Below are 12,355 nucleotides of genomic sequence, written 5' to 3'. Positions count from 1 at the left end.
GGTGTGCGGGCAGATGTCGGCGGCCGCGGGGCGGCGGGCCGGGACCGGGCGGCGTTCGGACAGGAACAGCGGGCCGTGCGTGCGCGTGTTGCCGTCGGGGAGTTTCACAACGTGACCGGCATGGATCGGCAACCCGAGTCAGGCATCTCCGAGAAGCGCGCGAGCCTGCAGGGCAAGCCAGAGCTCGGCGATGTCACGCGTGTCGCTCACGTCGTGCCCGGTGATCTCCTCGACCTTGCGGATCCGATAGAGAACGGTCTGCCGGTGCACGTGCAACGCATCCGCCGTCTTCCGCCAGGAGCGCTGGTTGTCGAAAAACGCTTCGAGCGTGTGCAAGAGCTCTGACTGGTGCAGTCGTTCGTAGTCGATGAGCTGGCCCAGCACGCGCAAGACCAGGGCGTTCGCGTCGTCGATCCCTGCGACACCCAGCAGCGGCGTGGCGTCGCCGTACCTGAAGGTGTGCGGGGTGACGCCGGCCGCAGCGCGGGCCGCCCAACCCGCCTCTCGCGCCGCCTCGGGGATCCGCTCGACGGTGGCGATCGGTCCACTGATCCCCACCAGCGCCTCGTCGCCGAGGTTCGCGCGCATCACGGAGTTGGCCTGGTCGCCGTCGACGCAGAGGACGTACAGCACGCCCCGCCGATGGACGACGAGCTGACGCACACCGTTCCGCCACAGCGCCACGTGCAGCTCTCGAAGCTTGGCGATGTCACCGCAGGTGACCGCGAAGATCTCGGCCTGCGAGACGTCCAAGCCGAGCGCGTCCAGCTGGCGGCTACCGCTGTGCGCGTCGATCTGTCCCTCGATCAGCTGGGCCAACAGCTCGGCGCCCAGTCGGCGGTCGTGCTCGATCCTGGCCAGCGACTGCGAGAGCTCCAGGGCGAGCACCGTGACCGCGTGCTGCATGAGGATCGCGTCGAGCACGCTGCGGTCGACCGACACCAGGGCCAACACCGCGTTCGGCTGTGTCGGGATGTCCACCAGTCGCAGCTCGCGCCCGTCCCGCAGGGGGACCGCGAACGCACCGGCGCGCAGGTCGGAAGCGCCTGATGCCGTCTGGCGCAGTGCCTCGGTGAGCACCGGGTCGAAGCGCGGGTCCTGCGGGTACCACGGCTGGGCCGACTCCCGGTGGCAGACGCGCACCTCGCAGCCCAGCTGCTGCGACAGGTCCTGGGAGAGCACCGATGATTCCCCTCGATGGGTCACCATTCGCTGCATGGCGTGGTAGATCCGCTCGGTCCGGATCAGCCGGTCCGACTGCTCCAGCAGATTCGCGGCGGCAACGGCCTGCGAGATGGCCACGAACGGCATGGGGTAGTCCACCGTCAAGATGCTGAACCCCAGCCGCTCGCTCTCCTCCGCGACCTCATCGGTCAGCGGCGGGCAGTACATCCGCTCCCCGATCGCCAGGCCGCTCGCCCCGGCGTCCACCAGGCGCTCGATGTGGGCCCGCTGCCGGGCTCCCGCGGCCGGGAAGGACATGCCGTTGGTCATCAGGAGCTCACCACCGGCCAGCCACTGCCACGGCTCGGGCAAGTCGGACGTGTGCGTCCACGAGACCTCCCGACCGAGCCCGCCCGCACCGGAGTGCAGGTGCAGCCGCAGGTGTGGCAGCCCGAGCAGATCCGCCACCGTGATTGCCATGGCCACACGCTACACAGGCGTATGACAGCTCTTGTGCGTTTGCACGCTCCGCAACGAGAACCGGCAGGCGCCTGGACCGGTCAAGCTGGGGACGACGGGCCGGGCGTCCGCGCCTCGGTCTTGCTCATGAGCGTGATGAGGTCGAAGGCCACCGTCGCGGCCGCCACGCACGTGATCTCGGCGTGGTCGTACGCCGGAGCCGTCTCGACCACGTCGGCTCCGACCAGGTTGAGACCGTCGAGCCGGCGAAGCAGGTGCAGCAGTTCACGGCTGGAAAAGCCGCCCATCTCCGGCGTACCCGTGCCCGGCGCGAACGCCGGGTCGAGCACATCGATGTCGATCGAGAGGTAGACCGGGGTGTCCCCCACCCGCCGCCGCACCGCATCGACGGCTCCGTCGATTCCGAGCGTGTCCAGGTCCCCGGCCCGGATGACCCGGAATCCGAACGATGCGTCGTCGACGAGGTCGAGCCGGTCGTAGATGGGCCCGCGGATGCCGACGTGGATCGACTTCTCCTCGGCGAGCAGGCCCTCCTCGAACGCGCGGCGGAACACCGTCCCATGGGTGATCGGGGCCTTGAAGTACGTGTCCCAGGTGTCCAGGTGCGCGTCGAAGTGGATGAGCGCGATCGGGCCGTGCTTGTCCCGCGCCGCGCGCAGCATCGGCAGCGCAACCGTGTGGTCGCCGCCGATGGTCACCAGGCGCCGATCCCGGTTCCCGACGACCTCGCGGGCGAACCCCTCGATCTGGTGGACCGCCTCGTCGATGGAGTACGGCGTGCACGGAACGTCGCCGGCGTCGACGACTTGGACCTGCTCCAGCGGCGCGGAGTCGAGCTCGACGTGGAACCTCGGCCGCAGGTGCCGCGAGGCCTGCCGGACCCCCATCGGCCCGAACCGGGCGCCGGGCCGGTAGGACGTGCCTCCGTCGAAGGGGACGCCCAGAACGGCGATGTCGTAGTCGGGCACGGCGTCGATGGCCGGGATCCGCGCGAAGGTCCCGAACCCGGCGAAGCGCGGGACCGCGGTGGCTTCGAGGGCACCGATCGGCTGGTGGTCGCTCATCGTTGGGTGGCTCCGTTCAGTGGGAGGTGGGTGGATCGGCGAAGGACGCCGGACGAACCGTCTCCGGGGTAGATCTGGTCGCTCGGCTACTCGGGTTGCGGCTGCGCGTCCGCGACACTCGTGACGGTCTCGCCGGCGCCCGCCGTGCGCCGGGCCAGCGCCGTGACGGTGACGTAGTACAGCGGCGACACGATGAGCAGGCCGGCGATGAAGGAGATGTCGGTGTTGCCGAGAAGCCTGGCGATCGGCCCGGTGTACGCCGTACCGACGACCATGAAGGGCAGCTGGACCGCGACCCCGATCAGGTAGCAGATCACCGCCGGCCAGTTCACCAACCCGTAGCGACCGCCGTCGCGCCGGAAGAAGTCCTCGACCGCGTAGTCGCCGTGCCGGACCAGGTAGAAGTCGACGAGGTTGACCGCCGTCCACGGGACCAGGGAGCCGAGCAGCAACGTCAGGAAGTTGTTGTACGTCGCCACGAAGTCGTCGCCAGCGGTGAGCGCCACCCCGAGCGCGACCACGACGAGCCCGGTCGCGATCCAGGCCCGCTCGCGGCTGCCGGCGGTGAAGCGCGGCGCGAACGTCTGCGCGATCGTGATCGTGCACAGGGTGCCGCAGTAGAGGTTCATCGCGTTCGTGGCCGCCACGCCGATGCTGAACACAGCGACGACCAGCACGCTGATCCCGGCAGTCGCCTTGGTCAGCGCGACGACGGGGTCCAGGTCCGGCAGGAGCAACCCGATGCCTGCGCCGAGGAACATCGGCAGGATCGAACCGAGGCTGGTGCCCCAGTAGCTCATCCAGAACGCCGGCTTCGCTCCGGTCCGCGCCGGCATGTAGCGGGAGTAGTCCGAGACGTACGGCGCGTAGGCGATCTGCCAGACGGCCGACGCCGAAACAATGCTCATGAACCCGGCCAGGCCGGCACCGCTGGTGTGGAAGAAGGTGGCTGGGACCGGGTGCACCACGAACGCCCAGACGAACGCCAGCAGCAGAACCGCGCCCGAGACGTAGGTCATGATCCGCGCATAGGCGTGGATCAGCTTGTATCCCCAGATGGTGGCCGCGAGGCTGACGGCCGCGATCAGGATGATGCCGCCGCGCTGCCCCAGAGGTGGGATGACGGACGCGAGGGACTCACCTCCGAAGACCAGGATCGAGGTGAAGAACCCGAGGTACATGCACACCACGATCAGCACGATCAGCACGGAGCCCCAGGAGCCGAACTGGCCCTTGGTCTGCACCATCTGAGGTACGCCGAGACGCGGGCCCTGCGCGGAGTGCAGTGCCATGAAGACCGCACCGAACAGGTTGCCGATGACGATCGCCAGGGCCGCGGACCAGGCCGGCTGGCCGAAGAGCGTGGTGGCCAGAGCACCCGTGACGATGGCCAGGACCATGATGTTGGTGCCGAACCAGATCGTGAACATGTCCCGGTTCGTGCCGTGCCGCCGGTCCAGCGGGATGGGCTGGATGGTGGCCGACTCGATGCTCTCCTGCCGCCCTGTCAGCTGCTCGCTCATTCCGCTCCTTCCTCCGCTAACGGGACCGGTTGACCATCACGTGCTTGGTGCGCGAGTAGTCGTCGAGCGCGTACGCCGACAGGTCGCGCCCGTAGCCGGAGGATTTGAAGCCGCCCCACGGCATCTCGGTGGCGAACGCGAGATGGTCGTTGACCCAGACCGTCCCGAAGTCCAGCCGGCCGGGCAGGTCGGCGGCCCGCCGCGCGTTCTCCGTCCAGACCGACGCCGACAACCCGTACCCCGTGCCGTTGGCCGCGGCGACCGCGGCGTCTTCGCGGGTGAACGTCTCGACCGTCACGACCGGGCCGAAGATCTCCTCGCGGGTGCACTCGGCCCCGTCGGGGATGTCCACCAGCACGGTCGGGGGGACGAAGAAACCGGCACCGCCCGGTGCCTTGCCGCCGGTCGCGGCTCGCACGCCTTCGGCGTGGGCCCGGTCCAGGAAGCCGACCACCCGGTCGCGATGCGCCTGCGAGACCAGCGGGCCCATCTCGACGTGATCCCCCTCCGCCGGGTCGCCGACGGCCAGCGCCTCCGCCCGGGACACCAGCCGCGCGACCAGGTCGTCGTACACCGACTCCTCGACGAGGACCCGGCAGGCGGCACCGCAGTCCTGTCCGGAGTTGCCGAAGCCGGCGAACGCGACGCCGTCGGCCACCGCGTCCAGGTCGGCGTCGGCGAACACCAGGACGGGCGCCTTGCCGCCGAGCTCCAGGTGCACGCGCTTGAGCGACTCGGCGGCCGCGCGGGCCACCGCCTGGCCGCTGCGGACACTGCCGGTGACCGACACGAGCGCGACGTCCGGGTGGGTCGCAAGCGCCTCGCCGACGACCGGCCCGTCACCGGTGATCACGTTGAGCACCCCGGCGGGCAGCACGCCGGCCAGCAGCTCTGCCAGGCGCAGAGCGGTCAGCGGGGTCTGCTCGGACGGCTTCAGCACGCAGGTGTTGCCGGCCGCCAGGATCGGCCCGATCTTCCAGGCTGCGGTGAGCAGCGGGTAGTTCCACGGGGTGATGGCGGCGACGACCCCGACCGGCTCCCGCACGATCATCGAGGTGCGGCCGGCGACGTACTCCCCGGCGCTCAAGCTCTGCTGAGCGCGGACCGCCCCGGCCATGAACCGCAGGGTGTCGATCGTGAAGGCGACGTCCTCGCGGGCCAGCGGCATCGGCTTGCCCGCGTTGGCGGACTCCAGCCGCGCGAGCTCCTCGGCGTTCGCCTCGACCACGGCCGCGGCTCCGAGCAGCACATCGGCACGGTCCTTCGGCGTCTTCTGGCGCCAGTCGGCGAACGCCGTTCTGGCGGCGGCCACAGCCTGGTCGACGTCGGCCGCCGTGCCGCGCAGGGCCCGGGCGATCGGCTGCCCCGTCGCGGGGTTGACCACTGGACAGGTCTCGGTCCCGGTGCCCGCCCAGCGAGCGCCGTCGACGAAGTGCGTCAGCGCTTCCGGCTCGGCACCGACCGGCGCCGGGTCGTCGCCGGTCAGGGGGGCCGCGTCGATCTGCGGTCGTGTCTCGGTCATCGTGGATCCTTCGCTCGTCAGGCTCGACTGGTCGGAAAACCGCGCTCGACGACGTCCACCAACATGTCGACGTAGGTGTCGGTGTCGTCGTTCGCTGCGCGCGGCGGCGGGTCGTGGGCGAGGGCGGAATTCACCTGGGGGCTCAGGAAGTAGGCGCCGGCGGTGAGCAGGGTGAGGGCTTGGAATTGGCCGGGACCGCGCGCGGCGAGCTCGTCGAGCGCCGCCTCGGGCTCCTGGTCGGCGCACGAGGCCACCGCGCCGACGAACGCTTCGGTCAGGTCCGGCCGGTAGCCGAGGGCCTGATCGATCAACGCCTCGGGAACCCCTGCTGCGGTGGCCGACGGCATCGGCTCGGACGCCGGGATGAGAACGTCGGCGAGTGCGGCGAAAGTGCGTCGCTGTTCGGGATCAAGCATCACGGGGTCCTCAGGCAGTGGTCTGGTCGTGCCGGTTGTCAGCGAGGTGGCGCATCGCCCGCAGCGCGACGGCCATGATGGTGGCGGTCGGGTTGACGCCCGTCGAAGTGACGAACACGCTGCCGTCGATGACGAAGAGGTTGGGCACGTCATGGGCGCGGCCGTACTCGTCCACGACGGAGGTGGCGGGGTCGGTGCCCATGCGGGCGGTGCCGAGGAGGTGCCAGCCGCTGTCGCGGACGACCGGGATGGGGTGGACCGCGGTGGCCCCTGAGGCCAGGTGCGCCTCGATGGCCCGGTCGACGTGGAACTTGAGCATGCGCTCGGTGTTCTCGCCGATGGTGTAGCGGATCTTCGGCACCGGGATGCCGTCGGAGTCGGTGGTCGCCAAGTCGAGGACGACCTCGTTGTGCTCCTCCGGCAGGTCTTCGGTGGTGATGCCCCACTCGGTGTAGCGCCCGAAGGTGCTCCGCAGCCGGCTGTGGAAGGCCGGTCCGAACGCTTCGCGCCAGTCCTGGCCGGGCTCCCACAACGTGTGGGTGAGCGGGCCGCCGGTCGGCATCAGGTTCCACTTCGCCCCTCGGACGAAGCCCCGGTCCGCGTCGGTCTCGTAGAACTGCAAGGACTGCAGTGCCTGCCCGGTAGGACCCAGCCAGGTCTCGAGCTCCTCCTCGTAGGTTCCGTACACCGAGGCATAGGGGTGCACCATCAGCCGCTTGCCCACCAGGCCCGAGGAGTTCGCAAGGCCGTCGGGGAACTGCGCGGACGTCGAGTTGAGCAGCAGTCTCGGGGTGCCGATCCCGTTGGCGGCGAGCACGGTCACGCCTGCCGCCTGGTGGTGCAGGGCGCCGTCGCGATCGACGTACTCGGCGCCGGTCACCAGACCGCGGTTGTCGACCGTGAGCTGCCGCACCCTGGCTCCGGTCACCAGGACCGCTCCGGCGTCGATCGCCTCGCGCCAGTGGGTGAAGTCGGTGCTCGCCTTCGCTCCGGTCGGGCACCCGGACTCGCACGCGCCGTACCGCAGGCAGGCGGGCCGGTTCTTGAACTTCCGCGAGGCGATGGCGTTGGGCGCGGGCCACCAGTGCCAGCCGAGCTTGTCCATCCCCTTCGCCGCGGCGAGACCGTACTTGCCGATCGGCAGCGGCGGCAGCGGAAACGTGTGCGCATCCGGGTAGGCCGGGTCGCCATCGAGCCCGGACGCACCGATGTGGTGGGTGACCTCGTCGTAGAACGGGCGCAGATCCTCGTAGGTGAACGGCCAGTCGTCCGCCACCCCGTCGAGGGTCCTGACCCGGAAGTCGGAGGGCAACGCCCGCACCCAGTGACCGGAGAACAGGATGGTGCTGCCTCCGACGCCGTTGAACATGAGCGGCTCGATCGGACTCTCGGCGGTGTCGATCGGGTAGTCGCTTGCTGCTCCGCGCGCGTTCGGGCTGGGGTTCCACTGCTTCAGGCGGGCCAGTTCCCATTGGGGCTTCCCGCCGGGAAAGTCGTCCGGGAGTGCCCAGTCGCCCTGCTCGAGGCAGACCACGCGGAACCCGCGCGTGGCCAGTTCGAGGGCCGCCACTCCGCCGGAGGCACCGGCACCCACGATGAGGACGTCTGCGTCGCGGTGGTCCTGCTGTGCGTTCACCAGTCGATCTCCCGATCAGCTCGGTTCGGTGCGGCACAGAATGCTTGCGCGGGGCTCGGCCACGCTACGGTCCAACCGCCACAACCGAGTCGACACCGCTTGAGCAGATGCACAACCGGAGGAGACCGTCCGTTGGGCCGGTGCCGGGCGTGGGCCGTCCGGCATCCCGCCTCAAGAATCGGTCAGTAGAACGAACGCTTTACGCTCAGCACGCGCGCACGCGCGGCGTCGTTGCCACCACACACGCGATCTGTTGAATCTCGAACCACGCAAGGAAAATCCGCAGGCTCGTCGAGCCCAATCCACCCCTCGATTGACACCCGAGAGCCCGTACCCTAACGTGAGATCGTTCACTTTACCGAACGATCGAGGTTCGACACCGAAGGGGAGCCTGCGCACTCGATGCGGTTCCCGTCGCAACCGCTTGTGCCGGCCGATCAGCGAGTCGTGCCCCGCTCCCGGCAACCGGGTTCAAGATCGCTCAGCTGTTCGCCGCACGAACGCCTCGCCACACCGGCGCATCCGCAGCCCATGGGCTTCGGGGCAGATCAACGGGAGAGACTCGATGCCCAGCTCAGCAGGGGACTTGACGCTCGAGAACGCTGTCATCTTCGACGGCTGGTCCGCCGAACCGACCGAGGGATCGCTGCGGGTCGCCGATGGTGTCATCGCTGAGATCGGACCGCGGGTGAGCCGGGCCGGCAGGGTCGTCGACGCCAGGGGCGCGACCGTGATCCCGGGCCTGATCGACGCGCACTTCCACGCCTACGGGATATCCCTGAACAACCTGGAATTCGAAAGCGGGCCGCTGAGCTTCCTCGCGCTGGCCGGAGCGCGCAGGCTGGAGGCCGCGCTGCGGCGCGGATTCACCACCGTTCGCGACGTCGCCGGTGGCGACATCGGGCTCGCCATGGCGATCGATGCCGGGCTGTTCCCCGCACCGCGCTACCTCTACACCGGGCCTGCGCTGAGCCAGACCGGCGGTCATGGCGACTGCCGACCGGCCGAACTCGACATCTGCGTCCACGGTGGACACATGAACGAGGTCGTCGACGGTGTGACGCCGCTGCGCGCTGCTGTCCGAGAACGATTCCGGCACGGCGCGCACGCCATCAAGATGATGACCTCTGGTGGCGTGGTCTCCCCCGCCGATCCGCTGCTGCCCGCGCAGTACTCCGCCGAGGAGATCGCGGCAGTGGCCGACGAGGCGGCCCGACGAGGCAGTTACGTCGCGGCGCACGCCTACTCCTCCGAGGCCGTCCGGCATTCCGTGGTCAACGGCGTGCGCTCGATCGAGCACGGCAACCTGCTCGACGAACCGACCGCATCGCTGATGGCCGAGCACGAAGCCTTCCTGGTGCCCACGCTGATCGCCTACGACGCGATGGCCCGACGCGGTGCGGAGGTCGGCCTCGCCGAGGTCGCCGCGGAGAAGAACCGGAAGGTGCTCGACGCAGGCGGAGTGGCGATCGAGCGCGCGCTCGCCGCCGGTGTCCGAGTCGGCTTCGGTTCCGACCTGATGGGTGACCTGGAGAACGAGCAGTTGCTGGGCCTGCGCCTGCAGATCGAGGTCGCGGGCGTGCTCGCCTGCCTCCGGTCCGCTACTTCGGTCAACGCCGCACTCATCCAGCGCGCCGATCTGGGCCGGATCGCGGTCGGCGCCCGGGCCGACCTCCTGCTGTTGGACGGGGATCCGTTCACCGACCCCGCCGCGCTTTGGGACCAGCAACGGCCACGACTGGTCGTGCAGGGGGGTGCACCGCTCGGCAGCACATGACCGCCCTTGCAACGAGAACAGGCTCCCGCGCCTGTGCCGTGCCAGTCGCAGTGACGCTAGTCCGCAGCAACCGCCGTCGCGGTCGGCGCTCGGGCGCAGCACATCGAGCGAGGCGACCGGCTGACCCGACCTGCACCGCACAGCATCGAGGAGATCATTTTGCGCACACCCGACCACCGCGACCGCGTTGCTCGTCTGCGTTCGGAGATGTCTCGACGCGATCTGACGGGCTACCTGATCCCGCACGAAGACCACTACCTCAACGAATGGACGCCCGCCGCCGACTGCCGGTTGGAGTGGCTGACCGGATTCCGCGGCTCGGCCGGCATCGCGGTCGTGCTGCTGGACCGAGCGGCGCTGCTCACGGATGCCCGCTACACCAGGCAAGCCGCGCAGCAGTGCGCGGAGGACCTCTTCGAGGTCCACGACCTGGTCGGCCTCTCGTGGCAGGGCTACGTCGCTCGGCATGCCGATGGCGGTGCGATCGGCTTCGATCCCGCCTTGCACTCCATCGCCTCGCTCGAAGTGCTTCGCGCGTTGAGCCGAGAATCGTCCTTCGAAACCGTTGCGGTGCCGGAGAACCTGGTCGACGGGATCTGGCAGGACCGGCCGGCCGTCGAGGTGCTGCCGGCCCACGTGCATCCGGTTCGCCTGGCAGGCGAGAGCTCCGCCTCGAAGCGCCACCGGATCGCCGGGGAGCTCAGCGGCGGATGCTCGGCGGCGGTGATCGCGACCTGCGACAACACGGCGTGGTTGGTGAACATGCGCGGCGGTGGGCTGCCCTTCCTCCCGGCCCCGCCCAGCCGGGCCGTGCTGCACGACGATGCGAGTGTGGACCTGTTCGTGGAACCGGGATCCCTGGACGACCGAGCGCGCGAACAACTGGGCGAGGACATCCGGATCCACCCACCGGCGATGTTCGCCGATCACCTCAAGACCTTGGCGGGATCTCGCGTGCTGGTGGACCCCGCGACCACCCCGGTCGCGATCGAATCCCAGCTGCGCGAGGCCGGCGCGCAGGTCGTGCACGGAAGCGATCCGTGCCACCTTGCCAAGGCGGTGAAGAACGAGCAGGAGATCGCTGGGGCGCGCGACGTGCATCGGCGCGACGGAGCGATCTTGGTCCAGCTGTTGCACTGGATCGACACCAACGGCCCGACCGGGAGCGTGGACGAACTCGCCGTCGCCCGGCGGTACGGCGAACTGCACGAGGCCGACGAACGCTACTGGGGACTGGGCTTTCCGGTGGCGGCCTGCGTCGGGGCGCACTCGTCGTACCCGCACTACGCACCGACGAGCGAGAGCAACGTCCCGCTGGAACCGGGCGAGGTGTTCCTGATCGACGGCGGCGCCCAGTACCACGACGGAACAACCGACATCACCCGCACGGTGCCGATCGGCACGCCTCGCCCGGAGCACGTCCACGCGCACACGCTCGCCCTCAAGGCTCACATCGCGCACGCCGTGCTGCGCTTCCCGCCCGGAATCGGCGCGATGCACATCGACGCCGTAGCCCGCCAGCACTTCTGGCGTGCGGGCCTCGACTACGGCCCCGGCACGGCGCACCTGATCGGCTCCTTCCTGAAGGTGCACGAGGGTCCGATGTACATGCACTGGAAGCGGGGCAACGAGGTTCCGCTGCTGCCCGGGATGATCATCGAGCACGAACCCGGCTACTACCGCCCCGACGAGTTCGGCGTGCGGGTGGAGAACACCTTCCTCATCGGGGAACCGGTCGTACCGCCGGGAGGCGAGCTCCCGATGTGCGGGTTCGAAGTGATCTCGCTCGCCCCCATCGATCGGCGGCTGATCGACCTCGAGGCCCTCTCCGACGAGGAGATCCGCTGGATCGACGAGTACCACGAGATGGTCGAGAACGAACTCCGGAACCTGCTGGCACCGGAGGTCTCCGCTTGGCTGCACGAGATGACGCGCCCGCTGCGGTCCGCGGCGTCCTCCTGATCCAGCTGGTACCTCGTTGCGCGCTCCACCTCGGAAGGAGATTCCCATGACAGGACAGCCGAAGCTGGTCAGCACCGTTGACTACCACACCGCCGGCGAGCCCTTCCGGATCGTGCTGGGCGGCGTCCAGCCCCCTCGGGGCTCGACCATCCTCGACAAGCGGGACGACGCGATCGCTCGCCTCGACGAGACGCGGGCGATGCTCACCCTCGAACCGCGCGGCCACGCCGACATGTACGGCTGCTTCGTCACCGAGCCCGACGACGACGGCGCAGACCTCGGCCTGATCTTCTTCCACCGCGAAGGCTTCAGCACCGCCTGCGGCCACGGTTCCATCGCAGCCGCCACTTGGGCCTACACGACGGGGTACGTCACCCCACGCGACGGAAACAAGATCGTCCTCGACGTCCCTTCCGGACGCGTGACCTGCCACGTCCAAGACGAGGGCGGCCACCCGTGCGTGCGCTTCGTCAACATCGCCTCCTACGCCTACTCCCTGGACGTCGAAGTGCCCACGTCCCGGGGAACCGCCCGAGTCGACATCGCCTACGGCGGCGCCTTCTACGCAGTGGTCGAATCAGGTCGGCTCGGCCTTCCGGTCACCCCCTCGAACCTGCCCCGGCTCATCTCGCTGAGCGCCGAGATCAAGGCGGAGATCCTCGCTCGCCACGACCTGGCCAACGCCGAGGACGAGCGGATCAACAGCCTCTACGGCGTGATCAGGTAGACGTAGTGCGCAGACCCCCGGATTTGTCCGTGGGGTTAGCACGTCAAGTCCGATCCTGACGTGCCCAGCGGTAACCCTGCCAAC

9 protein-coding genes are annotated in these 12,355 nt (G+C 69.4%); 3 read left to right on the top strand and 6 right to left on the bottom strand.

All coding sequences use genetic code 11. The features are described 5' to 3' along the window. Window positions 1-138 precede the first annotated feature (138 nt). From ACWEV3_RS32280 to ACWEV3_RS32255, 6 genes are all read right to left on the bottom strand, one after another. Window positions 139-1,644, bottom strand: a complete 1,506-nt coding sequence (locus ACWEV3_RS32280; protein WP_452617502.1) for a PucR family transcriptional regulator — start codon at window positions 1,642-1,644, stop codon at window positions 139-141. Between the two features lie 80 nt (window positions 1,645-1,724). Beyond that, window positions 1,725-2,708 (bottom strand): agmatinase, encoded by a 984-nt coding sequence (speB, locus tag ACWEV3_RS32275; RefSeq protein WP_452617501.1) that lies wholly within the window; start codon window positions 2,706-2,708, stop codon window positions 1,725-1,727. A gap of 86 nt (window positions 2,709-2,794) precedes the next feature. Continuing rightward, window positions 2,795-4,231 carry a purine-cytosine permease family protein gene (locus ACWEV3_RS32270; protein WP_452617500.1) on the bottom strand — a complete coding sequence of 479 codons (1,437 nt, stop codon included), beginning with the start codon at window positions 4,229-4,231 and terminating at the stop codon, window positions 2,795-2,797. A gap of 16 nt (window positions 4,232-4,247) precedes the next feature. Further along, window positions 4,248-5,753 carry an aminobutyraldehyde dehydrogenase gene (locus ACWEV3_RS32265; RefSeq protein ID WP_452617499.1) on the bottom strand — a complete coding sequence of 502 codons (1,506 nt, stop codon included), beginning with the start codon at window positions 5,751-5,753 and terminating at the stop codon, window positions 4,248-4,250. Window positions 5,754-5,770: 17 nt separating this feature from the next. Beyond that, the gene (locus ACWEV3_RS32260; RefSeq protein ID WP_452617498.1) at window positions 5,771-6,169 is read right to left on the bottom strand and encodes a gluconate 2-dehydrogenase subunit 3 family protein; all 399 of its coding nucleotides are present in this window, start codon (window positions 6,167-6,169) and stop codon (window positions 5,771-5,773) included. A 10-nt stretch (window positions 6,170-6,179) separates the two neighbouring features. After that, window positions 6,180-7,805 carry a GMC family oxidoreductase gene (locus tag ACWEV3_RS32255; RefSeq protein WP_452617497.1) on the bottom strand — a complete coding sequence of 542 codons (1,626 nt, stop codon included), beginning with the start codon at window positions 7,803-7,805 and terminating at the stop codon, window positions 6,180-6,182. 586 nt (window positions 7,806-8,391) lie between these two features. On the opposite strand from ACWEV3_RS32255, the gene ACWEV3_RS32250 reads away from it, so the two are divergent. The 3 genes from ACWEV3_RS32250 to ACWEV3_RS32240 all read left to right on the top strand — a co-directional run bounded on the left by ACWEV3_RS32250 (window position 8,392) and on the right by ACWEV3_RS32240 (window position 12,271). Then, on the top strand, window positions 8,392-9,582 hold the full coding sequence (locus tag ACWEV3_RS32250; RefSeq protein WP_452617496.1) for an amidohydrolase family protein: 1,191 nt from the start codon (window positions 8,392-8,394) through the stop codon (window positions 9,580-9,582). 159 nt (window positions 9,583-9,741) lie between these two features. Continuing rightward, a complete protein-coding gene (locus ACWEV3_RS32245) occupies window positions 9,742-11,544 on the top strand; it encodes a M24 family metallopeptidase (RefSeq protein ID WP_452617495.1) in 1,803 nt (600 codons plus the stop codon). A 46-nt stretch (window positions 11,545-11,590) separates the two neighbouring features. After that, window positions 11,591-12,271 (top strand): proline racemase family protein, encoded by a 681-nt coding sequence (locus tag ACWEV3_RS32240; RefSeq protein ID WP_452617494.1) that lies wholly within the window; start codon window positions 11,591-11,593, stop codon window positions 12,269-12,271. The last annotated feature ends 84 nt before the right edge of the window (window positions 12,272-12,355 follow it).

Source organism: Saccharopolyspora sp. NPDC003752 (assembly GCF_053605825.1).
This window is presented reverse-complemented; position numbering and strand designations above follow the sequence as displayed.